Source organism: Novosphingobium organovorum (assembly GCF_022832435.1).
Taxonomy (GTDB): domain Bacteria; phylum Pseudomonadota; class Alphaproteobacteria; order Sphingomonadales; family Sphingomonadaceae; genus Novosphingobium; species Novosphingobium organovorum.
This window is the reverse complement of the sequence record NZ_JALHLF010000048.1, coordinates 1-22,507: the sequence shown is the minus strand read 5'-3', so window position 1 is coordinate 22,507 and position 22,507 is coordinate 1. Positions and strand designations below refer to the sequence as shown.

The following is a 22,507-nucleotide window of genomic DNA, read 5'->3' as shown; positions in this document are numbered from 1 at the left end:
GCTTGGTGCAAAGTTAGTTTCCGCGTTTGCGAACAATCGCGCTCAGGGCCGCCACGCAGGGGGCAAGCGCGGCTGTTTAGTTGTGCGAAGCGGCAAGCAACCTTGCCAAGCGCGCCATTCCAGCGATCCACGCCGATCCGCATCACAGGCCCCGTCATCGACGGAACAAGAGAGACATGATGCATGAGTGATGCGGCGAAAACTCCAAGACCCATGATTGTCGGGCGGCCGGTGCTGCTGGTGATCGACGTGCAGAAGGGGAGCTTTGCCGAGTGGGAGCCGAGCGAGCGGCTTCCCCTGCTGCCCGATCGCGTCGCGCGCATGACGCGCGTGCGCAGCGTGGTGGATGCGGCGCGCGCGGCCGATGTGCCGATCGTCTTCTTCAAGGAAGTCCACCGGCCCGACATGATCGATTTCGGGCGCGAACTGGACGGCACCGAGAACGTCCACTGCCTGGAAGATTCGCCCTATACCGAATTCGCCTTCGAGGAACTGGGCATCCGCAAGGGCGACTACCTGATCGCCAAGCGGCGCTATTCGTGCTTCTTCGGCACCGATCTTGAGATCCTGCTCAAGGGGCTCAAGGCCGACACGCTGCTGATGACCGGCGGCTTCACCGACGTGTGCGTCCACTACACCTTCGTCGACGGGCACCAGAACGACTATTACTGCCGGGTGATCGAGGACTGCGTGACCGCTTCCTCGCCGCTGGCGCACGAAGGCGCGCTGCGGGCGATGGAGTATCTCCAGGCGGGCGCGGTGCGGACCTCGGCGGAAGTCATCGCCGCGATCGAGGCGCGGGACTTCGCAGCGGTAGAATAGGACATTCAAGGGGTTACCCCCCCTTGACCCCCATACTGTCGATCTCACCTTCCTCAGCCAGCGCCGCGCGGGCACAGGTGAGCTCGACAGTATGGGGAGCCCGAGGGCGATGGCCCTCGGAAAATCCCTATTATCTTCAGCCCGCCTTTACCGGCGGTTTGAGGCTGGCGCAGTTGCCGGTGATGGTCTTGCCCGCAAGCACCGCGGCGACGAAGGCGGGCGCATCGGCCAATGAGGCGGGCACGGTCGAATTGTGCGACTGGCCGGGGTAGTAGTGCGCTTCGACCGTGGTTCCGGCCGCGCACATCGCGGAAACGAAATTGTACTGCTTGGCGGGCGCCGCTTCGGTGTCGACAAGGCCGGTGCCGGTGAACACCGGGGTCGTGATATGGACGTCGGGAAAGTCGGTTCCTGCCTGGGTGCGCCGGTCAAGTTCGGCGATCTCGCGCTTGTAGAACTGCGAGAAGGGCAGTTTCTGCTGCCTGGCAAAGACGCGAAGGCCGGTGAGGCATTCCTTCTGCGCATCGGCCAGCATCGCCCAGCCGCCGCTCGAAAGATAGTCGAGCGGCGCGCTCTCAGCCGGGCCGAGCGGGCGTGCGGTGCCCAGGAACCACAGGATCTCGAACGCCGAATTGCCGTAATCGGCGGCATCGACATAGGTATCGCCCAGCGGCGCCTGTGGGGCCTTGCCGACATTGGCGGTGTGCGCGACGATGCCGGTCGCCACCGTGGCGCGGATCGTGACGTCGGGCGCGTAGCGGGGGGCGAGGTAGGCCGCGGCGATCGCGGCTTCGGAGCCCTGCGACTGACCCACGCTCACCACCTTTTTCGCGTCGAGCTCGGGAAAGCGGGCGAGCGCGGCGCGGATCGCGTCGAGCACCGAATACCCTTCGGACCGGTAGTTGAGATAAGGGTGCACGCCCGGCGTGCCGAGCCCGGCGTAATCGCTGGCGACGATTGCGTAGCCATGCTCGAGCCAGTAGTCGAGGTACTGGGTGTCGCGCGCCGAACGCGGCTGGGCCGAGGGCGCGCAGGGGTCGGCGATGCCGGTCGTGCCGTGCGCCCAGGCGATCACCGGGAAGCCGCCCTTGGGCACTGGGCCCTTGGGGAAGAAGACGATGCCCGAAACGGTGCGCGTGCGCTGGGGATCGTTCCATTCGGTCGAGCTGTAGAGGATGCGCACGCTGCGCGCAGCCGATGGCAGGCTGACTGGCTGCGGCGCGTCCTGGGTGCGCAGCATGACGCCCGCGCGCGCGGGAATGGCTTGGTCCCAGGTGTAGAACGCGTCCACCCCGCCATCGCCCGACCAGCGGTCGGCCTGCGCGTCGGTTGAAACGGATGTCTGGGCCAGCGTAGGATTGGCGAAGACGGCGAGCGAGGGCGCGGTAAGCAGCAGGCCGAGCGATTTTACCAGGGGATGCATGGGGTTCCTTTTCGGGCGGACGATGAGGGAGTGGCGAGACGGGCGCAGCGCGGGCCTTTCACGGCGTTAACTTGCCGATCGCGGCAACGTCCCTGGCGCGCGCGGGGCGGAGTGTACGCGGATCCACGCGGCGCCATCTTGCGGTGCACACGGTTGTCCTGCAGCTGCGTTAGAACGGGTAGGAAAGCGTGAAAATATCGAGGTTTCCTCACAATATAGCCTTGTGCGCTGCAAAAAGAATGGCGCGGGTGGACTTGCCGACCGACCCTGCCTCATGACACAGTGAAGCGGGATCGGGCCGCGCTGGAAATAGCCGGCTCGGCAATTTTGCTTGCGCGGAGCTGGAAGTATGGAATTGACCATGAAGGGGTTTACAGGGCGCGTCAGCGACAATGACCTGCGTCTCTTGCGCACCTTCTGCACGGTCGTCCACCATGGCGGTTTCGTGGCGGCGGAGTCCGAATTGCAGGTCGGGCTGCCCTCGATCAGCCGCTACATCAAGGACCTCGAGGTGCGGCTCGGCATGCGCCTGTGCGATCGTGGGCGGCGCGGTTTCATGCTGACCGCCGAGGGGCGTCAGGTCCACGATGCCTGCCAGACGCTGTTCGCCAACCTCTCCGATTTCGAAAACCGCGTGCGCGGCATCCACGCCAATCCGGCGGGCGCGCTGCGCATCGGGCTGGTCGATTCGCTGGTGGCCGATCCGCAGTGCCGCCTGTCCGAGACGATCCAGGTCTACAAGCGCGACTATCCCAACGTCACCTTCCACATCACCACCGACACCTCGAACATCATCGAGCAGAAGGTGCTCGAAGGCGAACTCGACATCGGTCTGGTGTTCGAACGGCGCCGGATCGACCAGCTCAGCTACCGCCGCATGTACGAGGAAGTGAGCCTGCTCTACTGCTCCATCGGCCACCCGCTGTGGGTCGAACATGGCGGCAAGGTCGCCGACGTCGATCTCACCCAGTACGAGATGGCCGGCTACCCCATGGCCCAGCTGATGGAGAAGATGGGGATCAAGGGGCTGTTCACCCGCACCGCGACCGCCGATCACATGGAAACCATCGCGATGATGGTCAATTCCGACATTTACCTCGGCATTCTGGCCGAGCCTTACGTGAATGTCTTGTGGTGCCGCGAGCGTTTTCGTGCCATCGCGCCCGAGACCTTCCGGTTCAGCAGCCTGATCAGCACCATCGTGCGCGCGGGCGCCACCCCGCCGCTGGTCCAGGCCTTCGTCGAGCGCATGGCCGACCCGCTGCCGCCGATGCCCCCGATGCCGACGCAGGTCTGAGATCGTGCGCGGCCGAACGCCCCGTGCGCGCGATGCTGGCGGCAAAGCTGCGCGCGGCGGCAAGCATAGTTGCGCAATTTGGCATTCTCGGACGCGTGCATGACCGGGAAAGCTGGGCGCCATGCCTGAAACCGCCGCTCCGCCCGAGATGATCGTTCCCGCACCGTCCGCACAGACGCCGCCCACCGCCGCCCCGCAGCAGGCCCCCCAGCAGGCCTCGCGGATGGGCTGGTTCGTGCTCATCATGCTGATGTGCGTCTACAGCTTCAGCTGGATGGACCGTTTCCTGCTGGTGATCCTGATCGACCCCATCAGCAAGGACCTGCACGTTTCCAACACGCAGATCGGCCTGCTTACCGGCTTTGGCGCCTCGCTGCTCTATTCGCTGGCCGGCTTTCCCATCGCGCGGCTGGCCGACCGGGCCTCGCGCACGCGGATCGTCTCGGGCGTGCTGGGGATCTGGAGCGGGCTGACCGTGGCGACCGCGGCGGTGGGCTCGTTCTTCACGCTGCTGCTCGCGCGGTTTGGCATCGCGATCGCCTCGGCGGGGTGCTCGCCTGCGGCCTACTCGCTGATTTCGGATTATTTTCCGGCGCGTTCGCGCGGGACGGCGATCGCCATCTACTCGCTGGGCATCTCGATCGGGACCTGGGCCGGGCTCTCGCTCGGTGGCTGGGCGGCCGACGCGCTGGGCTGGCGCCACGCCTACCTCCTGCTGGGTATTCCCGGCGTGCTCTTCGCGATCGTGCTGGCCTTCGTGCTCAAGGAGCCCGGGCGCGGGCGGTTCGATACCGGGGGCGAGGAGGTCCACCGCCACTTTACCGCGCGCGAGGCGAGCGGATTTTTCCTCAAGAACCGGGGCTTCATGGCCATCGCTTTCGGCTTCGGGCTGATCGCGTGTGCGACGTCGGCGTTCGAGAACTGGATTCCGACCTACCTCATCCGCGCCGATGGCCTCAGCGCAACCGAAGTGGGCGCGATCAGCGGTCTGTTCCAGGGCTTGACCGGGATCGTCGGCGCGCTGGGCTTCGGCATCCTCGCCGACGTGCTCGCCCGCCGTGACGAGCGCTGGTACGTGTGGATCCCGCTGCTGTGCACGGCGGTGACGACGCCGCTGATCGTGCTGTTCTTCCACCTGCCCCAGAAGGGCGCCTACACCTGCTACTTCTTCATCGAGCTGTTCGTCTCGGGCTACTCGGCCCCGCTCTTTGCGGCGAGCCAGATGCTGCTGCCCCCGCGCCTGCGCGCGCTGGGGATGGCGACGGTCCTGTTCGTGCTCAACGTCGTGGGGCAGGGCATGGGGCCGTTCCTGACCGGCTTCATCAGCGACCGGATCGGCACCGGTCCGGCTGGCGGATTGGGCCTTTCGATTGCGCTGATGCAGGTCTTCGGCGCTCTCGGGGCGGGCATCCTGCTGTTCGCCGTACCGGCCTTTAGCAAGCGCGAAGGTTGATCCGGGGCCTGGAGGGCCCATCGCCTTCGGGCTCCCCGACAGTCGAGCGCCGCTTCCTTGGCCTTCGAGCGCACGAAAAAGGGGCCGGGCGCACCATCGCGTCCGGCCCCTTTTCGATGCCTTGTGGCCCGGCGATCAGGCCAGCACAATGTCCTTGAGCGCGCTCACTTCCGCGCTGTCGCCCAGAATCAGGCCGACACGCTGGTGCAGGCTCTTGGGCTGGATGTCGAGCACGCGGCCTTCGCCGTCGATCGAGCTGCCGCCAGCCTGTTCGATCAGCAGGCTCATCGGGTTGGCTTCGTAGAGCAGGCGCAGGCGGGCCTTGCCCGGCGTGCGGCTGTCGGAGGGGTAGAGGAAGATCCCGCCGCGCTTGAGGATGCGGTGCACGTCGGCGACCATCGATCCGGTCCAGCGCATGTTGAAGGCGCGGCCGCACGGGGCCTTTTCATACGTCAGGCGATCGTCGACGTAGCGCACGATCTCGGGCGACCACTGCGGGCGGCGCGCCATGTTGATGGCCACTTCGCAGTTGCCCGAGGGGATCTTGATCGGCCCGTCGGTCATGATCCAGGCGCCCAGTTCGCGATCGAGCGTGAATTCGTAGACGCCCGAGCCGATGGTCAGCACCAGCAGCGTCTGCGGGCCGTAGATCGCGTAGCCCGAGGCGGCCTGTTCGGTGCCCGGCTGGAGGAAGTCCTCCTCGCGCACTTCGCGGCCCGCGCATTCGGACGGCGCGCGCAGCACCGAGAAGATCGTGCCGACCGAAAGATCGACGTCGACGTTGCTCGACCCGTCGATCGGATCGTAGACGAGGAGGTATTCGCCGCGCGGGAAGCGGTTGGGAATGGGGTGGATGGTGTCCATTTCCTCCGACGCCATGCCCGCCAGGTGGCCGCCCCATTCGTTCGCGTCGACCAGGAGGTCGTTGGCCAGCACGTCGAGCTTCTTCTGGACTTCGCCCTGCACGTTCTCGGTGCCCAGGCTCCCCAGCACATCGCCCAGCGCGCCCTTGGAGATGGCGTGGTTGATCGCCTTGCAGGCGCGCGCCACGGTTTCGATCAGCAGGCGCAGTTCGGCCGGGCAGGTGGAATTGGGCTGGCGTTGCTGCTCGAGAAGGAAGCGGGTGAGAGTGACTGATTTCATAATGGCTTCCTTACTTCCCAACGATGGACAATTCCATCTTCTACGGCCTGTATGTCGCTTTGACTGCGTTAGACTGCATTTTTCAAGAGGCGAGCGACTTCGGGGCCATGAACGAAGGTGACCGCTTGCGCAATTGCATCTTCATCGGGACGGATACCGGTATAGAGCACGAACTGTTCGATCGCCTGGAGCACGATGACCTGTGCCCCTGTTACGACCGACTTGCCGGCGGCTTGGGCGGCCTTGACGAACGGCGTGCGNTACCGGTATAGAGCACGAACTGTTCGATCGCCTGGAGCACGATGACCTGTGCCCCTGTTACGACCGACTTGCCGGCGGCTTGGGCGGCCTTGACGAACGGCGTGCGGGCAGGCTGGGCGACGACGTCGAAGGCGAGCGTCGAAGCCGCGATGTGCGCCTCGGGAAAGGCCAGCGTGTCGGCCTCGGCGCCCTCCATGCCGAGCGGGGTGACGTTGATGAGCAGCCCCGCGCCCGCTTCGGGCAGTTCGGGGCTCCAGGCAAAGCCGTATTGCGCGGCGAGCGCGGGACCGGCCTTGGCGTTGCGCGCGACGATCGTGCCTTGCGCAAAGCCCGCATCGCGCAGCGCCGCGGTCACCGCCTTGGCCATGCCGCCGCTGCCGCGCAGCACGAAGGGCGTGGCCGGGTCGAGCCCGCTGCGTTCGATCAGGTCGCGCACCGCGACGTAATCGGTGTTGTAGCCGGTGAGCTTCCCGTTGTCGTTGACGATGGTGTTCACGCTGTCGATCGCGAGCGCGGAAGGCTCGAGCGCGTCGAGCATCGGGATTACCGCTTCCTTGAACGGCATCGAGACCGCGCAGCCGCGCACCGACAGCGCCCGCACGCCCGCGATCGCGCCCGCCAGATCGGTGGGCGCGAACGATTTGTAGACGTAGTCGAGCCCGAGCAGGCCGTAGAGCGTGTTGTGCAGGCGCGACCCCGCGTTGCCGGGGCGGGCGGAAAGCGACAGGCACAGGCGCGTGTCACGCCCGATCGACTGTTTGCTGAGGAAGGGCAGCTCGGGGGACGCGGTCATGGGATGGGTTTCCTGCGTTCGGAAGAAAGAGAAAAGGGCGCGGGTAGGGGCGGTCAGGCGGGCGTCGGTGTGGGCGTGCGCGGCGCGCTCGATCCGCGGGCGATCAGTCGTCCGGCGAGCACGACCTTGCGCGCGGGCGCCTCGGCATGGTCGAGCCGGTCGAGCAGCATGGTCATCGCGGTGCGCCCGATTTCCTCGACCGGCTGCTCGATCACGCTGAGCCCTGTCCCGACGAATTCCATCCAGTCGTTGTTGTCGAACCCGGCGAGCGCGATGTCGCCGGGGACCGAGAGCCCGAGGTCGCGCAGCGCGCCCAGCACGCTGAGCAGCAGCACGCCGTTGCTGGCGAGAATGGCGTCGGGCCGGTCGGGCGCGGTGAGGCGCTCGACCACCATGCGCTGCGCGGTGGCGGTGTCGTGCGGGACGGCGATCGCCTCGGCGTCGAGGCCGAGATCGAGCATCGCGCGTTCGAACCCGGCGCGCCGCTCGATCCCGGTGCTGCTGGCCGAACCGAACAGCCCGGTGATGCGCCGGTGGCCCTGTTCGTGAAGGTGGCGCACGAGCTGTTCGGCCATCGCGTCGTTATCGAGCAGCACACTGTCGAGCGCGCTGCCCGGCAGGCTGCGATCGATCAGGATCAGCGGATAGTCGGGGGCGGGCAGCGCGCTCTTGTGCGGGTGCTGGCGGCAGGGGGCGAGGATCACGCCGGTCACGCGTTCTTCGTGCATGAGCTCGAGGTAGGCCGCTTCCTTGGCCGGGTCCTCGTCGGTGTTGCACAGGATCACGCGCATCCCGCGCGCGGCGGCCAGGCTTTCGATCGCGCGCGAGACCGCTGTGAAGAACGGGTTGCGGATATCGGCGACGATGAGCCCGATGGTGTTGGTGTGCTGCGAGCGCAGGCGCCGCGCGGCGAGATTGGGGCGGTAGCCGGTGGACTTGACCGCGGCCAGCACGCGTTCATGCATCGCGGGATCGACGCTGCGCCCCGACAGCACGCGCGAAACGGTCGCCGGGGAGACTTGGGCGATGCGCGCCACGTCCTTGATTCCCACTGCCATCAGGATTTCGCCATTTGAGAAATCGTTCTCACATTATCGGGCGTTGAGCCCCTCTCCGAAGCCGGGACTATGCAACGTGAATGCCCTTTTTTGCAAGGCCTCTTGACAAATCGTTTCAGAAAACGTTTTCTCATGCTCGTACAGACCCGTCGCAAAAACGGTCAGGAGAGGCCTGAATGCTCGCAGATGCGCCCACCTCGGGGGTCGAGGAACTGGTTCGGATAGACGCCCGCGCGGCGAACAAGGTCGATGCGATTCGCCAGGTCGGCCAATTGCTCGCTGCCGCAGGGTGCGTTTCGCCCGATTACGAAGACAGCATGGTGGCGCGCGAAAATGTCGCCAACACCTTCCTGGGCGCCGGGGTCGCGATCCCGCACGGCCTGGGCGAGGACAAGGGCAAGGTCCGGCGCGATGGCATCGCCATCCTCCAGCTGCGCGACGGGGTGGAATGGAACCCCGGCCAGCGCGCGCACATCGTGGTGGGCATCGCCGCCAATTCGGACAACCACATTTCCATCCTGCGCCGCCTGACCCGCCTGATCCAGGACGAGGCGCGGCTCGAGGACCTGCGCACGACCGGAGACCCCGAGGATTTCCGCCGCGCGCTCTGGGCCGACGAGGCGCCTGCGACAACCGCGGCGCAGCCGGCCCGTGACTATTCGCAAACCGTGTCGTGGACGCTTGACTACCCAACCGGGCTTCACGCTCGTCCGGCTTCGGCCTGGGTCGAGGCGGCACGGTCCTCCGGCGTACGCTTGCGCGTGCGCCATGGCGGGGAAAGCGCCGACCCCAGCAGCCTCATCGCCCTCCTCCAGATGGGGCTGCGTTGCGGGGATCCGGTGACTTTCTCCGCCGAAGGGGACAAGGCACGGCCCGCGCTCGAGGCGTTCGTGGCCCGCGTGCGTTCGCTCAGCGGGCGTGAAAAGGCCGATGCGGAGCGCGCCGCGCAAAAGGCCAGCGCGCCGGTCCAGGGCTGGAAGCCGCAAGGCGAGGCGCGCATGATCGCGGGCGTCGCGGCGAGCCCTGGCCTCGCGATCGGCACCGTCCACGTGCTGGCCGCGCACGACCTGAGCGTGCCCGATCAGCCGTGCGATCTCGTGAGTGGGGGGAGTGCGCTCAACACCGCGCTCACCCGCACCCGCGCGCAGATGAAGGCGCTGATCGACGACACCACGCGTCGCCTCGGCGCGGGTGATGCGGCGATCTTCCGCGCGCAGGCCGAACTGCTCGACGATACCGACCTCATCACCCTGACCTGCCAGATCATGGTCGAAGGGCACGGCGTCGCCTGGGCCTGGCACGAGGCGGTCAGCCGCATCGCGGGCCAGCTCTCGGCGCTTGGCAACCCGGTGCTCGCCGCGCGCGCGGCCGACCTGCACGACGTCGGACGCCGTGTGCTCGCCGAGCTCGATCCCTCGCTGGCGGCGGGCACCATGGCCGATCTGCCCGAGGCGCCGTGCATCCTCGTTGCCGCGGACCTGTCGCCGTCCGAAACCGCCACGCTCGACACCGCGCGCGTGGCCGGGATTGCCACCGCACTCGGCGGGCCGACCTCGCACAGCGCGATCCTTGCGCGCACGCTCGGCCTGCCCTCGGTCGTTGCGGGGGGCGTGGATCTGCTGGGCGTGGCGAGCGGCACGCTGGCCATCGTCGATGGCGATGGCGGGCGGGTCTGGCTCGATCCGGGCGAGGCGGACCTCGCCTCGGCGCGCGGCTGGATCGACAAACTCGCCGCCGAACGCGCGAGCCAGGAGGCCGAGCGCGGCCAGCCCGCGATCACCCTTGACGGCGCGTCGATCGAAGTCGCCGCCAACGTCAACCGGCCCGATCAGGTCGCTTTCGCGCTCGCGCAAGGGGGCGAGGGCGTGGGGCTGATGCGCACCGAATTCCTCTTCCTCGAAAGCGGCGATACGCCCAGCGAGGACGAACAGGCCGCGATCTATCTCGCCATGGCCGAAGCGCTCGACGGGCGCTCGCTGATCGTGCGTGCGCTCGACATCGGGGGCGACAAGCAGGTCCCGCATCTCGACCTGCCGGTCGAGGAAAACCCGTTCCTGGGCGTGCGCGGCGCGCGGCTGCTGCTGCGCCGTCCTGACCTGCTCGACCCGCAGCTGCGCGCGCTCTACCGCGCAGCACAGCAGGGCGGCGCGCTGTCGATCATGTTCCCGATGATCACCTCGCTCGAGGAACTGGTCGAACTGCGCGCGCGCTGCGAGGCGATCCGCGCCGAGCTGGACGCGCCGCACGTGCCGATCGGCATCATGATCGAAGTGCCCGCAGCCGCGGTGCAGGCGCATGTCCTGGCCGAGCACGCCGACTTCTTCTCGATCGGGACCAACGATCTTACCCAGTACGTGCTGGCGATGGACCGCCAGAACCCCGAACTCGCCGCGCAAGCGCAAAGCCTGCACCCGGCGGTGCTGCGCATGATCGCGATGACGATCGAGGGCGCGAAGGCGCACGGCCGCTGGGTCGGCGTGTGCGGTGGCATCGCTGGCGATCCCTTCGGCGCGGCGCTGCTCGCAGGGCTGGGCGTCCGCGAACTGTCGATGACCCCGCGTGACATTCCCGCGGTCAAGGCGCGTATCCGCCAGAGCCGGATCGAAGACCTTCAGGCCCTGGCGCGCGAGGCGCTGGCCGCGCGCGACGTGGCGGCGGTGCGCGCGCTCGATAAGGGCGGGATCGGGCAGGACAGGCCGGGTGCGAGCGAACAGGGCGCCGGCGCGCCGGGAAAGGCAGTGTGATGCGTGTATTGACGGTTACCTTCAACCCGGCGATCGACCAGACGGTGACGCTCGACCGGCTCGTTCCGGGCGAAGTCCACCGCGCCCACGCGGTGCGCCAGAACGCGGGCGGCAAGGGCGTCAACGTCGCCAGTTGCCTGGCCGACTGGGGCTTGCCCGTCGCGGCTTACGGGCTGCTCGGCTCGGACAACGCGGCTTCGTTTGATGCGCTGCTCGGCGCCAAGCGGATCGAAGACCGCTTCATCCGCATTCCCGGCGCGACGCGGGTCAACTTGAAGCTGGTCGACGCCGCCGGGACGACCGACATCAACCTCGATGGCATCGCGATCGACCTTGGCCGGGCCGAAATGGTCGCCGCCACGATCGGCGAGGCCGCGCAGGCGGAGGATATCGTCGTGCTCGCCGGAAGCCTGCCGCCGGGGTGCCCGCCCGATACGTATGCCGCGCTGACGCACAGGCTTTCGGCCAAGGGCTGCCGTGTGGTGCTCGACACCAGCGGCCTGCCGCTCAAGTGCGCGCTCGAAGGCTCGGTGCTGCCGCGCGTGATCAAGCCCAACCGCCACGAACTGGCGCAGTTCCTCGGGCGCGATCTGCCCGATGGCGCCGCACTGGTCGCCGCCGCGCAGGCCTTGCAGACGCGCGGCGTGGGGCTCGTCGTGGTCTCGATGGGCGAGGACGGGGCGCTGTTCGTCAGCCGCGAGGGCGCTCTTTGCGCACGGCTCGCGATCGGCCGCCTGGCCAGCACGGTGGGCGCGGGCGATGCGATGGTCGCCGGGATCGTCGCGGCGCTGGCTGAAGGGGCTTCGCTTGAGCGTACCGCGCGTCTCGCCACCGCCTTTGCCGTGGCCAAGCTCGGCATGGCCGGGCCCAATCTTCCCGATCTTGCCAGCGTCGAGGCGCTGGCCGCCGAGGTCGTCATCGCGCCCGCAACCGGGGGCGAGGCCCTTGGCGAAGCGCTGAGCGCAGGAGAACAGTAATGGGGCAGCTCTTTGTCCTGATCGACGCCGCCGACCTCACCGTGCAGGGGGTTCTGGCCGCCGAAGCGCTGCGCCGCGCGGCGCAGCAGCAGGGTCGCGAGGCCACGATCGAGGTGCGCAGCGCGCAAGGGGTGCTCAACCCCCTGCCCGAAGGCGCGCCCGGAGCGGGTGATGCGCTGCTGCTGGTGACCACCGGTTCGCAAGACAGTGGGGCCTGGCCCGCCGGCGTCACGCGCCAGTGCACGCTCGAAGCGGTGCTGGCCGATCCGGGGGCGGCGCTGGACGGGCTCGAGACGGGCTCCAGCCATACCGATGCACAGGCGGCAAGCGGGACCCGCGTGGTGGCCGTGACCAGTTGCCCGACGGGTATTGCGCACACCTTCATGGCGGCCGAAGGCCTGCAGGAAGGCGCGCGCCAGCTCGGCTACGACATCCGGGTCGAGACGCAAGGCTCGGTCGGCGCGGGAACGCCGCTGACGGCTGAGGAGATCGCGGCTGCGGACATCGTGCTGATCGCCGCCGACCGCGAGGTCGACCGCGCGCGCTTTGCCGGAAAGCGGGTTTTTGCCTCGAACACCAAGCCCGCGATTTCGGGCGGCGCCAAACTCATCGAGAAGGCGCTGGCCGAGGCGCGCGTGCAGGGCGGCGGACAGGAAAGCGCGTCGGCGGCGGGCGCCAGCGAGGAGCGTGCAGGCCCCTACAAGCACCTGATGACCGGCGTGTCGTTCATGCTGCCCTTCGTGGTTGCGGGCGGCCTGTTGATCGCGCTGGCCTTTGCGCTCGGCGGGATCGGCGCGAACAGCGATGCGGCCAAGGGCACGCTCGCCCACGCGCTGTTCCAGATCGGGGCCGAGGGTGGTTTTGCGCTGATCGTGCCAGCGCTGGCGGGCTACATCGCCTTTTCGATTGCCGATCGTCCGGGCATCGCGCCGGGGATGATCGGGGGAATGCTCGCGGCAAATCTGGGCGCGGGGTTCCTGGGCGGGATCGTCGCCGGGTTCATCGCGGGGTACGGCGTGGCCGGGCTCAACCGTATCATCCGCCTGCCCAAGAACCTGGCGGGGTTGAAGCCGGTGCTGTTTCTGCCGCTGCTCGGCACGCTGCTGACCGGCCTGCTGATGGTCTATGCGGTGGGAACGCCGGTGGCTGCCGCGCTCGCCTTTCTCACCGAATGGCTGCGCTCGATGCAAGGGTCGAGCGCGATCCTGCTTGGTGTGATCCTGGGCGCGATGTCGGCGTTCGACATGGGCGGGCCGGTCAACAAGGCGGGCTACGCGTTTTCCGTCGGGCTGATCGCCAGCCAGGTCTACACGCCAATGGCCGCGACGATGGCCGCAGGCATGGTGCCCCCGCTGGCGGTGGCGCTGGCGACGCGGCTGTTCGCGGCGCGCTTCACGCTCGAAGAGCGCGAGGCGGGCGGCGCGGCGGCGGTGCTGGGTCTGGCCTTCATCACCGAAGGCGCGATCCCCTTTGCCGCGCGCGATCCGCTGCGGGTGATCCCCTCGCTCATGGCGGGATCGGCGGTGACCGGTGCGATCTCGATGGCGATGGGGGTCGAACTCAAGGTGCCGCACGGCGGTGTCTTCGTGCTGCCGATCCCCGGCGCGGTCACCCATCTGGCCGCCTATGCGCTGGCCATCGTGTCGGGCGTGGTGGTGAGCGCCTTGCTCGTCGGCCTCGTGCGCGGTGCGCCCGCAGGCAAGGGCGAAGCCCCGTCTCTGGCGAGCGCCTGATAAACAAGAACCATCCCGGTGATCGCACCGGACAGGGAAGAGGATAGAGAAAACCCGTGTCGAACCGCGTCTTCAAGGGCGCCTGCCTGGCAGGCGTCATGGCCCTTTGCGTGCCCGCTGCCCATGCGCAGGACAGCCAGCCCACTCCCGATAGCGCTGTGGCCCAAAGCGCACCCGCACCCGTGGCCGATCCGCAAGGCACCTCCTGGCAGCCGCTGGCGGAGGAGGGCATCACGCTTTCGCTCAGCTACACCGGCGAGGCGGCGAGCAATCTGACCGGCGGGCTGCGGCGCGATGCGGCCTACGCCGGACAGGTCTATGTCGGCGCCGATTTCGACATGGAGCGGATTGCCGGGATCGCAGGCGGCACGCTCCACGCCGCGATCACCAACCGCCACGGCGAAAGCCTTTCGGCGCTGGCGCTGGGCAACAACACCTCGGTCCAGGAAATCTACGGGACGCAGAACACGCATCTGGCGATCCTGACCTGGGAACAGAAGCTGCTGGACGATCGGCTGATGATCGAGGCGGGGCGCAGCCAGGCCAACATCCACTTCCTCAACGCGCCGATCTACTGCAATTTCCAGAGCAACGCGGCCTGCGGCAACCCGACCTTCGTCTTCAAGAACAGCAACTTCACTTATTTTCCGGCGTCGAGCTGGATGATCCGCGCGAAAGGCCAGCTGACCGATCAGGTGACGCTGCACGTCGGCGCCTACGAGGTGAACCCCGATCGCAAGCGCGCCAGCGACCATGGCTTCAACTTCAGCACAAAGGCGGCGACCGGGGTGATCGTGCCCTGGGAACTGACTTATGCGCGCGACGGGCAGGGCACGCGCCTGCCCGGGCACTATACGCTGGGCGGCTGGTTCGACCGGGGCGATTATGCCGATCCGCTGCGCGACGAGGCGGGGGGCATCGCGCTTCTGAGCGGGCTTGCCGCCGCGCAGCACAACGGACGCTCGGGCCTGTTCTTTCGTTTCGACCAGCGCCTGACGCGGCCCGATCCCACCTCCGAGCGGGGCCTCAGCGTCTTTGGCGTGGCGATGACCAACCTGTCGGGCCGGGTCGAGGAAAGCCGCTTCCTCGACTTCGGTATCGTCCAGACCGGTACCTTCGCCGGACGCGATGCGGATACGCTGGGCCTGATGGTCAGCGACCAGCGCTTCAGCGATCTGGCGATGACCCGCTTTCGCGCCGCGCGCGATTATGCCGGGAGCGATGCTGCCGTGCACCGCCACCAGTACATGATGGAGCTGGCCTACGGGGCGCAGATCAATCCCGCGATCCGCCTTTCGCCCAACCTGCAATACATTGTCCACCCCGATAGCTCGGGCGCGCCGTTTCGTGTGGCGCCGGTGGGGGACGAAGTGATCGTCGGCTTCAAGTTCACCGTCGACGCGCTGCGCCTGCTGCGCTGAGCCGCGCGGCATCTGGGCCAAAAAATAAGGGCCGCTCCCGGCTTTCGGGAGCGGCCCATTTTTTGGGGCGGTTTACCGCCGTCGGTCAGAAGCGGTAGTTCGCCAGCATCCCGAAGTAGTTGCCGTTCTTGCCGCCGTTGTCCTCGAACGAATTGCTCGCCGCGAAGTAGGTTTCGAACAGGCGGAACGAGAGGCGGCTTGTCGCCTGCCACGAGGCTTCGAGGTTGAGATCGGTGCCGATCGTGCGGCTCGCGCTGTAGGGCGTGAAGCTCGCCCCCGAAGAGCCGATGTAGATGCCGTCGGCCTTGCTCGCGCGCCACAGGAAGTCGGGCCCGGCCATGACCGTGATCGCCTTGGTCGGCTTGATCGTGACCGAGGGATAGAGATCCATCAGGTTGGAGAAGCCGAAGAAGGCGGCTTCGCTGAACAATGGCAGGCGGGGTGAGGCTGCGACGAAGGTGTTCACCGTGCCGTCGGTCAGGTCCTTGTCGCCGCTGAAGTAGTTCGCGCGAAGGCCCAGGCGCGGCTTGAGCGCGCTTGCCCCGAAGGTGTAGCCGCCTTCGAACATCACGCCCCAGGCATCGATGTCCTTGGTGCCGGTGGTGTCGGTGAAGGTGCCGGACTGGTGTGTCGCTTCGAGGTCGATGTCCCACACCGGTCCGCGCTTCCACAGACGCGCGCCCCAGTTATCGCGATCCTCGCTGCCCGTGCCGACGGCGAGCTTGGCGGTGTCGCGCTTCATTTCGTACCAGTAGAGATCGGTGCCGAAGCCCGCCAGGCGGTTGGGCGCGCTGACATAGACCCCGTGGAAGCTCTGCGCGTGGTTGGGGCCGTCGTCGAAGGTCTTGGCGCCGATCTGGACCGGCCGGACCGCGAACATGTCGACCGAGACCTTGCCCGGCAGGATGTAGGTGGCGCGCACGCCCTGGTAGGTGAAGCGCATGTTCAGCCCTTCACGCACACCGACCAGCTTGCCGTTGCCCAGCGGCATTTCGAAGCGGCCCGGACGCACGGTGATCTTGCCCGCATCGCCCAGCGGCAGCGAGAGGTCGACGAAGGCCTGATAGACGTCCAGCTTGTCCTCGTTCGGGCCGGTCGTGTAGCGTTCGCCATGCTCGCGGTTGTCGCCCAGTTCGACGTAGGCGCGCAGGTTCTCGCCCAGGTGCAGGTCGGCCAGCACGCGCAGGCGGGTCTGCACCGGGTCGTTGCTGTCGTTGCTGGTGAGGCCGAGCTTGGCGTGCTTCCAGTCGGTGTAATAGACGCGCGCCTCGCCGCCGAGGGTGAGGTAGACATCGTCATTGGCGATCGGGATGTGCTTGATCTTGTCGAGGAATGGGGCGTCCTGGGCGGGGACCTGCGACCAGTCCTCGGTCCAGCGCAGCAGCTGGGGCAGGCCGGGGGTCGCGGTGCGCCCGCCGGGCATCGCTTCAGCGGAGCGCGCCTGCGACTTGGCGGGACGCTCGCCCGGAGGGGCCTGCGAGGACAAGGGCGCCGAAGCGTCGTCCTTGACGCTTTCGGGCGGGACCGACTGGGCCATCGCGGGGAGGGAGAAAAGCGTGGCGGTGGTGCAGGCAAGCAGGGTGGCAGCGCGAAGAGTGCGCATGGCTCAGGTTCCTCTCTGAACGTTCTGGTCTTGTGCGGGGCGGCCGGTTGGGAGCGGCCGCCCCGGTGCAGTGGACAGGTTTGCGCCGGATAGTCAGGCGCGAGCCTTACGCAATGGCGGTTTCGCGGTAGCGGATGAGCGCGAGGATCACGCCGCCCACGAGCGTGCCGCAGCCCAGCGCGATGGCGACGGGGGAAAGGCTCCAGCCTGCGGTAAACAGCAGACCGGCAAGGATCGGACCCAGCGCCGCGCCCGCACGGCCGATGCCGATGACCAGGCCCGTGCCGCCCGCGCGCAGCGAAGCGGGGTAGCTCTGCGCGATCACCGCGTAGAGACCCGCGGTGGCGCCGTTGGTGAAGAAGCACGCGACACAGGCGATGGCCGAGAGATAGCCCAGCGTCACTGCGCCCTGGCCGAACACCGCGACCGCGACCGCGCCCATGATCATCGCCGCGACGACGACCGGCCGGATGCCCATCTTCTGGCTGAGCAGGCTGACGGTGACCGAGCCGATCGCGCCGCCCACGTTACCCCAGACCAGCACGCCGCCGGCGAGCGCCGGCGCGAAGCCGAGGTCGACCACGATCTTGGGGATCCACTTCACCAGGAAGTAGAAGGTCAGCATGTGGAAGAAGTAGGTCGCGGTCAGCATGATCGTGACGCTGGCCATGCCGGGGGCGAAGAGCGCGGCGAGGCTGGCCTTCTCCTTGACCGGTTCGGCCGGGGGCAGCTGGCCGATCGGCGCGCGGTTCTGGAGCACGAGCGTGCGGTTGATCTTCTCCAGCGCACCGGCGGGGCGCTTGTGCAGCAGGAAGGCCATCGTTTCGGGCACCAGCCAGAGCACCAGCGGGATGAAGCAGGCGGTGGCGATCGAACCGAATTCGAACACCGCTTCCCAGCGTCCGGTCGAGCCCAGCAGGAACGAGGCGATCGAGCCGCCCACGATCGCGCCGATCGGATAGCCCCCGGCCATGATCGCCACGGTCAGGTTGCGACGGCGTGCGTTCGAGCATTCGGCGACGACCGCGTTGGTCGCAGCGAGCATGCCGCCGATGCCGAGCCCGGTGAACAGGCGGTAGACGGACAGCACGGTGACCCCGCTTGCGGTCGAGGCGAGCGCCATGCCCACGGCCATGATGACCAGGCAGGCCAGCAGCGTCGGGCGGCGGCCGATGCGATCGGCCAGGCTGCCGAGCACGAAGGCGCCGATGCCCATGCCGAACAGCTCCATCGAGAGCACGAGGCCGAGCGCGGCGCGATCGATCCCCCAGTCCTTCGCGATGCCGGGGGCCGCAAAGCTGATCGAAAGGACGTCGAACCCGTCGAGGGCGTTGAGCGCGGTGGCGATGGCGATGGCGATTACCTGGCGGTAATGCATCGGCTCGCGCGCGATCAGGGCGCGGGGATCTTCCATGCACTTCTCCTGTATTCCTGCGCGCCATCAGGGGCGCGCTCATTATTGGCGACTTAGTCGGTTGATGCGGCGGTGGTTCGCCGGTCCCGTCGAATCAGGCCCCGTGTGGGAGGGGTGTCAGGCGGGCTGCGCGGCCACCGAATACGTGACCTGCTGGTTGCGGGTCTTGAGGAAGTCCGCAAGGCTTTCCCCGCGCATCGCGGCGTAGATGTCGAGATTGCCCACACCCGAGACCGCGGCGAGCTTTTCGAGCACGAAGAAGATCGCGCCGTAGCGGATCAGCCCCTGCCAGTCGCGGCGGCGGACGAGATCGCGTTCCTCCTCGGAAAGATCGGCAGCGGCCAGCGCCGCGTCCTCGTCGGCGAGGAAGGCGGCGCGCGTTTCGGGCACGATCAGCGAGTGGAGGAAGCGGTTCAGCGCAAAACCCCTGGCGCTGCGATCGAGCGTATAGGGGTAGGTCCCGGTGAGCGTTTCGGCGCCCGCCAGCTGTTCGCCCATGCGCGCGCGGTGCGCGGCAAGAAAGGCCTCGCCCGGCGCCTCGGCGGCGTTCTCGTAGATCGCGGTGGCGATCCCGGTCATCGAGGGCAGGTAGTAGCTGCGGTGCAGGCAACGCACCCCGGCCGAGAGCGCGCCGCGCATGATCAGCCACATGATGACCTCGGCGCCTTCCATGCCGCCCAGTTCGGCGTATTGCGCGTGGGTCATGCGGGCGAGCGCTTCGGGATCGTTCTCCAGCAGGTCCATGAACGCGGCGTCCCATTCGGGATTGTTGAAACCGCAGCGCTCGCCGTGGACCTGGTGCGACAGGCCGCCGGTCGCGACCAGCGCCACCGAGAGGTCCTCGGGGTAGCTCTCGATCGCGGTGCGCAGCGCCTTGCCCAGGTTGAAGCAGCGGCGCGCGGTGGGGATCGGGAACTGCAGCACGCCCACCTGCAGGGGCACGATGCGCGTGGGCCAGGTGCCCTCGGCGTGGTCGAGCAGGACCGAAAGCGGCGAAAAGCAGCCGTGGTCGAGCCCCTTGCCGCGGAAGGTGCCGATGTCGAAATCGTCGGTCATCAGGCTCTGCACGATGTGGCGCGAGAGGCCGGCATGGCCTTCGATGCCCGGCACATGGCGCGCCCCGCCGCCTTCGTCGGCGACGTCGTAGCGATCATCGACGCCCAGCGTGAAGGGGGCGTAGTGGTCGAAGAAGAACGAGGTGATGTGGTCGTTGTAGATCAAGAACAGCACATCGGGACGCTTTTCCTCGAGCCAGGCGCGCACCGGTTCGTAGGATTCGAAGATCGGCTGCCAGGCCGGATCGTCCTGCTTGCGCGCGTCGAGCGCGAAACCGATGGTGGGGGTGTGCGAACTGGCGATTGCGCCGATGATGCGGGCCATGGGCCCTCCTCTGTCCAAATGGGTTCTCTTGCGCCCGGCGCCAGATAGTCCGGTGCGACCCGAGGACACGCGTGGGCAAGGCTTGCGCTCCCATCGCCGCTAATTTAGGACAGGTCCATGCCGAAATTTGAAAATAGTTTGGACTTTTCGCCAAATGCGACGGCGGGCGGAAAAAACGCCGTGGCGCTCCGCGGCCCCCAGGGGCTGGGCGGGGGGCAGCCGCCGGCGCACAGCGCGATCGGCAGCGTCAGCGCCGCCGACGTGCCGCGCTACGCGCTCTACGGCGAAGTGGGCACGCGCACGGGCTGGTCGGTCAATGTCGAGCCGCTCGACGAACGGTGCCGCGAGCGCGGCTGGATCATCGCGCCGCACACCCACCCCCGTTTCCTCCAGATCGGCGTGTGCGGCCACGGCGGCGGTGAGATCACGCTGGAGGGCACGGTGCACCGGTTCCGGCCGGGCACGGTCATGGTGGTGCCCCCGTTCTGCATCCACGGCTACACCTACGACAGCGGCGCGGACGGCTGGATGCTGACGGTGGAGCGCGGCTATCTCGCCGGGTTGCTGGTGCGCGCGCCGGTGCTTCAGCGCCTGTTGAGCGCGCCGCGGGTGTTCGACATGGACCACAGCGTGCTCGATGGTCTCGACGTGGAATTCCGCCAGCTGCGCGAGGAAATGAGCGAGGAGCGCTACGGGGGGGCGATCGCGGCGGAAATCCACCTCCAGAAAATCCTCCTGCAATTGCTGCGCCATTGCCCCGAGACCGATCTTGCCAGCGGCGCGACCAGTTCGCGCGCCGCGCTGGTCGAGCGCTTCAAGGGGCTGGTCGAGGCGCGCTACCGCGAGCAGCCCCCGCTTTCCGACTTTGCCGCCGCGCTCGGGGTGAGCGTGTCGCAGTTGCGGCTGGCCTGTAACGCGGTGAGCGGGCTTTCGCCGGTTGCGCTGATCCACGAACGCGTACTGGGCGAGGCGCGGCGGTGCCTGGCCTATACCGGGATGAGCGTCTCGGAGATTTCCAACTGGCTCGGCTTCAACGAGGCGGCCTATTTCTCGCGCTTCTTCACGCGCCGCCAGGGCCAGACGCCAAGCGCCTACCGGCGCGCGCAGGGCTTTGCTGCGCCTGAACGAAAATAGGTTCCCATAGGCCGCCTTGCGCGGCTATCGGGGCGCGATGTCGACCTCAGCCCAGACCGCGCAGGCCCACTCTCCCTACGAGCGCGCGGCCCAGTTTCTCGAAGCGAGCCCGGATTACCGGGTGCTGCGCAAGCTGCATCCGGTGCGGGGATTCCACCCTGCGCGCGCGGGCGCGGCGAGCCGGGTCGGCGTGGCGGTCGACGTCGAGACGACCGGGCTCGATGCGGCGGGCGACGTCATCATCGAACTGGCGATCCAGCGCTTCCGCTTCGATGCGGCAGGGCGTATCACCGAGGTCGGCCAGCCGCGCGTCTGGCGCGAGGATCCGGGCCGCGAACTCGACCCGCGCATCACCGAGCTGACCGGGCTGACCAACGCGGTGCTGGCGGGGCAGGCGATCGACGAAGCGGTCGCGGTCGAGATTCTGGGCTCGGCGGACCTCATCGTCGCGCACAATGCGGCGTTCGACCGGCCTTTCGTCGACCGGCGGCTCCCCGCCATCGCGGGCAAGGCCTGGGCCTGCTCGATGGCCGAACCGGACTGGCTGGCGCTCGGTTTCGACGGGCGTGCGCTGGGCTACCTGGTGGCGCAGTGCGGCTGGTTCTTCGAAGGCCATCGCGCCGAGAACGACATCCTGGCGCTGATCTACCTGCTCGCGCATGACCTGCCGCAAGAGCGCACGGTGCTCGGCGAACTGCTCGCCGTCTCGCAGCGGCCGAGCTATCGGGTCAACGCGCTCGATGCCCCGTTCGAGGCCAAGGACCGGCTCAAGGCGCGCGGCTACCGCTGGAACGCGGCGATGCGCTTCTGGTCGCGCGAGATTGCCGAGGAGGCCTGCGAGGACGAACGCGCCTGGCTGTCGGCGCAGGTCTACACTGCCGGTAGCCCCGGTCACGCCGCGCCCGCGTTCCACGCGGTGAGCGCCGCCGAGCGCTATACGGGGAACGGCTGATGGTGCTGGGTTCCGATGTGCGCGCACCGGGCCGTCCGGCGCGTCGAACGTCTTCAAGCTGTCATGCCCGGACCATAAGCGACCCTGACGCGATCAGGTGGGGCACCATGCAATTCGACGAGAGGGTCTATCGCCAGCTGCGTTCGGAAGTCTACGGCTTTGCCTATAGGCAACTGGGCGATCACGCGACGAGCGAGGATGTCGTGCAGGACAGCTTCGTGCGGCTGGCCGGCTATGCCCCCGACACGGTCCACAACCTTGGTGGCATGCTGCGCCGCATCGCGCGCAACCTGATCATCGACCACGCCCGCCTGCGCCGTCGCCGCGGCGAGGAGGCGGTGGCCGACGATTTCGACATGCCCTGCCCGCAGCCCTCGCAGGAGGAGGCCATGGTTCAGCGCGAACGCGTGAAGACGGTGTCGCGGATCATCGAGGCGATGCCGCCGCAGCGCCGCCAGGTCTTCGTCCTGCGCCGCCTGCACGGGCTTTCGGCAAAGGAAGTCGCGGCGCGGCTCGACATCACGCCGGGCGCGGTCGACGCGCATGTCGCCCGCGCGGTGCTGGCGCTGCACCGGGGCATGACCGCGCAGGACGAGCAGGACGCGCGATGAGCGAGCAAACCGGCGACGAGGCGGCCTGGAACGAGGCCGAAGACGAAGCGGCTGCACTGTGGGTGGCGCGCCATCTCGACGATGAAGTCGATGCGCGGGCCTTTGCCCTCTGGCGCGATGGCGAGCCGGGCCGCGCGGCGCGCTTCGATGCGCTGTGGGCCAGCTGCATGGACAAGGCGGTGACGCTGGGCCTGCGCGCGCAGGCGTGCGATCCGGATGCGTTTGCAGGCCGTGCGGTGCAGGCGGCCAACGACGATGACGACACGCCCCGCACGGACCGGCTGGCGC

At 68.0% G+C, this 22,507-nt stretch carries 18 protein-coding genes and 1 pseudogene; 11 read left to right on the top strand and 8 right to left on the bottom strand.

Translation table 11 applies throughout. The features are described 5' to 3' along the window. Positions 1-213 precede the first annotated feature (213 nt). On the top strand, positions 214-822 hold the full coding sequence (locus tag MTR62_RS12485; RefSeq protein WP_244021357.1) for a cysteine hydrolase family protein: 609 nt from the start codon (positions 214-216) through the stop codon (positions 820-822). A 136-nt stretch (positions 823-958) separates the two neighbouring features. On the opposite strand, the gene MTR62_RS12480 is transcribed toward MTR62_RS12485, so the two are convergent. Then, the gene (locus MTR62_RS12480) at positions 959-2,245 is read right to left on the bottom strand and encodes a lipase family protein (RefSeq protein ID WP_244021355.1); all 1,287 of its coding nucleotides are present in this window, start codon (positions 2,243-2,245) and stop codon (positions 959-961) included. A gap of 361 nt (positions 2,246-2,606) precedes the next feature. On the opposite strand from MTR62_RS12480, the gene MTR62_RS12475 reads away from it, so the two are divergent. Beyond that, entirely contained in the window at positions 2,607-3,542 is a 936-nt protein-coding gene (locus MTR62_RS12475; RefSeq protein WP_244021352.1) for a LysR family transcriptional regulator, read from the top strand. A gap of 121 nt (positions 3,543-3,663) precedes the next feature. Then, the gene (locus MTR62_RS12470; protein ID WP_244021350.1) at positions 3,664-4,995 is read left to right on the top strand and encodes a spinster family MFS transporter; all 1,332 of its coding nucleotides are present in this window, start codon (positions 3,664-3,666) and stop codon (positions 4,993-4,995) included. Between the two features lie 135 nt (positions 4,996-5,130). On the opposite strand, the gene MTR62_RS12465 is transcribed toward MTR62_RS12470, so the two are convergent. The 4 genes from MTR62_RS12465 to MTR62_RS12450 all read right to left on the bottom strand — a co-directional run bounded on the left by MTR62_RS12465 (position 5,131) and on the right by MTR62_RS12450 (position 8,250). Continuing rightward, the gene (locus MTR62_RS12465) at positions 5,131-6,138 is read right to left on the bottom strand and encodes a class 1 fructose-bisphosphatase (protein ID WP_244021348.1); all 1,008 of its coding nucleotides are present in this window, start codon (positions 6,136-6,138) and stop codon (positions 5,131-5,133) included. 68 nt (positions 6,139-6,206) lie between these two features. After that, positions 6,207-6,332: a hypothetical protein gene (locus MTR62_RS12460; protein WP_407672679.1), complete on the bottom strand. Its 126-nt coding sequence runs from the start codon at positions 6,330-6,332 to the stop codon at positions 6,207-6,209. A gap of 17 nt (positions 6,333-6,349) precedes the next feature. Continuing rightward, positions 6,350-7,192, bottom strand: a complete 843-nt coding sequence (locus tag MTR62_RS12455; protein WP_244021346.1) for a shikimate 5-dehydrogenase — start codon at positions 7,190-7,192, stop codon at positions 6,350-6,352. A gap of 53 nt (positions 7,193-7,245) precedes the next feature. Further along, positions 7,246-8,250, bottom strand: a complete 1,005-nt coding sequence (locus MTR62_RS12450) for a LacI family DNA-binding transcriptional regulator (protein ID WP_244021344.1) — start codon at positions 8,248-8,250, stop codon at positions 7,246-7,248. 176 nt (positions 8,251-8,426) lie between these two features. Between MTR62_RS12450 and ptsP the strand changes: the two genes are divergently transcribed. The 4 genes from ptsP to MTR62_RS12430 are packed head-to-tail and all read left to right on the top strand — an operon-like array spanning position 8,427 to position 15,125. Continuing rightward, positions 8,427-10,994, top strand: a complete 2,568-nt coding sequence (ptsP, locus tag MTR62_RS12445; protein ID WP_244021342.1) for a phosphoenolpyruvate--protein phosphotransferase — start codon at positions 8,427-8,429, stop codon at positions 10,992-10,994. Next, positions 10,994-11,971, top strand: a complete 978-nt coding sequence (gene pfkB / locus MTR62_RS12440) for a 1-phosphofructokinase (protein ID WP_244021340.1) — start codon at positions 10,994-10,996, stop codon at positions 11,969-11,971. The genes ptsP and pfkB overlap by 1 nt, the downstream gene beginning before the upstream one ends. Then, positions 11,971-13,704 carry a PTS fructose transporter subunit IIC gene (locus MTR62_RS12435; RefSeq protein WP_244021337.1) on the top strand — a complete coding sequence of 578 codons (1,734 nt, stop codon included), beginning with the start codon at positions 11,971-11,973 and terminating at the stop codon, positions 13,702-13,704. Before pfkB ends, MTR62_RS12435 begins: the two co-directional genes overlap by 1 nt. Positions 13,705-13,760: 56 nt before the next feature. Continuing rightward, positions 13,761-15,125, top strand: coding sequence for a carbohydrate porin (locus MTR62_RS12430; protein WP_244021335.1), 1,365 nt, complete (start codon positions 13,761-13,763; stop codon positions 15,123-15,125). An 85-nt stretch (positions 15,126-15,210) separates the two neighbouring features. On the opposite strand, the gene MTR62_RS12425 is transcribed toward MTR62_RS12430, so the two are convergent. The 3 genes from MTR62_RS12425 to MTR62_RS12415 all read right to left on the bottom strand — a co-directional run bounded on the left by MTR62_RS12425 (position 15,211) and on the right by MTR62_RS12415 (position 19,522). Continuing rightward, entirely contained in the window at positions 15,211-16,728 is a 1,518-nt protein-coding gene (locus MTR62_RS12425; RefSeq protein WP_244021333.1) for an alginate export family protein, read from the bottom strand. Between the two features lie 106 nt (positions 16,729-16,834). After that, positions 16,835-18,142, bottom strand: a complete 1,308-nt coding sequence (locus MTR62_RS12420; protein ID WP_244021332.1) for an MFS transporter — start codon at positions 18,140-18,142, stop codon at positions 16,835-16,837. Positions 18,143-18,259: 117 nt separating this feature from the next. Continuing rightward, the gene (locus tag MTR62_RS12415) at positions 18,260-19,522 is read right to left on the bottom strand and encodes a gallate dioxygenase (protein ID WP_244021330.1); all 1,263 of its coding nucleotides are present in this window, start codon (positions 19,520-19,522) and stop codon (positions 18,260-18,262) included. A 180-nt stretch (positions 19,523-19,702) separates the two neighbouring features. Here MTR62_RS12415 and MTR62_RS12410 point away from each other — a divergent pair, with 180 nt between their 5' ends. The 4 genes and pseudogenes from MTR62_RS12410 to MTR62_RS12395 all read left to right on the top strand — a co-directional run. After that, positions 19,703-20,656 carry a helix-turn-helix domain-containing protein gene (locus MTR62_RS12410; RefSeq protein ID WP_244021328.1) on the top strand — a complete coding sequence of 318 codons (954 nt, stop codon included), beginning with the start codon at positions 19,703-19,705 and terminating at the stop codon, positions 20,654-20,656. Between the two features lie 37 nt (positions 20,657-20,693). Further along, complete coding sequence (locus MTR62_RS12405) at positions 20,694-21,608, top strand: 3'-5' exonuclease (RefSeq protein ID WP_244021326.1); 915 nt, start codon at positions 20,694-20,696, stop codon at positions 21,606-21,608. A gap of 107 nt (positions 21,609-21,715) precedes the next feature. Beyond that, on the top strand, positions 21,716-22,219 hold the full coding sequence (locus MTR62_RS12400) for an RNA polymerase sigma factor (protein ID WP_244021324.1): 504 nt from the start codon (positions 21,716-21,718) through the stop codon (positions 22,217-22,219). Then, positions 22,216-22,507 (top strand): annotated as a pseudogene (locus MTR62_RS12395) (hypothetical protein); the annotation flags it as partial. The gene MTR62_RS12400 and the pseudogene MTR62_RS12395, both read left to right, overlap by 4 nt.

What these genes read in the sequence shown, in the direction of transcription:
- MTR62_RS12425 (WP_244021333.1), bottom strand. Translation starts at nt 16,728, where the DNA reads ATGCGCACTCTTCGCGCTGCCACCCTGCTTGCCTGCACCACCGCCACG.
- MTR62_RS12465 (WP_244021348.1), bottom strand. Translation starts at nt 6,138, where the DNA reads ATGAAATCAGTCACTCTCACCCGCTTCCTTCTCGAGCAGCAACGCCAG.
- MTR62_RS12405 (WP_244021326.1), top strand. Translation starts at nt 20,694, where the DNA reads ATGTCGACCTCAGCCCAGACCGCGCAGGCCCACTCTCCCTACGAGCGC.
- MTR62_RS12400 (WP_244021324.1), top strand. Translation starts at nt 21,716, where the DNA reads ATGCAATTCGACGAGAGGGTCTATCGCCAGCTGCGTTCGGAAGTCTAC.
- MTR62_RS12480 (WP_244021355.1), bottom strand. Translation starts at nt 2,245, where the DNA reads ATGCATCCCCTGGTAAAATCGCTCGGCCTGCTGCTTACCGCGCCCTCG.
- MTR62_RS12475 (WP_244021352.1), top strand. Translation starts at nt 2,607, where the DNA reads ATGAAGGGGTTTACAGGGCGCGTCAGCGACAATGACCTGCGTCTCTTG.
- pfkB (WP_244021340.1), top strand. Translation starts at nt 10,994, where the DNA reads ATGCGTGTATTGACGGTTACCTTCAACCCGGCGATCGACCAGACGGTG.
- MTR62_RS12470 (WP_244021350.1), top strand. Translation starts at nt 3,664, where the DNA reads ATGCCTGAAACCGCCGCTCCGCCCGAGATGATCGTTCCCGCACCGTCC.
- MTR62_RS12420 (WP_244021332.1), bottom strand. Translation starts at nt 18,142, where the DNA reads ATGGAAGATCCCCGCGCCCTGATCGCGCGCGAGCCGATGCATTACCGC.
- ptsP (WP_244021342.1), top strand. Translation starts at nt 8,427, where the DNA reads ATGCTCGCAGATGCGCCCACCTCGGGGGTCGAGGAACTGGTTCGGATA.
- MTR62_RS12435 (WP_244021337.1), top strand. Translation starts at nt 11,971, where the DNA reads ATGGGGCAGCTCTTTGTCCTGATCGACGCCGCCGACCTCACCGTGCAG.
- MTR62_RS12450 (WP_244021344.1), bottom strand. Translation starts at nt 8,250, where the DNA reads ATGGCAGTGGGAATCAAGGACGTGGCGCGCATCGCCCAAGTCTCCCCG.
- MTR62_RS12485 (WP_244021357.1), top strand. Translation starts at nt 214, where the DNA reads ATGATTGTCGGGCGGCCGGTGCTGCTGGTGATCGACGTGCAGAAGGGG.
- MTR62_RS12415 (WP_244021330.1), bottom strand. Translation starts at nt 19,522, where the DNA reads ATGGCCCGCATCATCGGCGCAATCGCCAGTTCGCACACCCCCACCATC.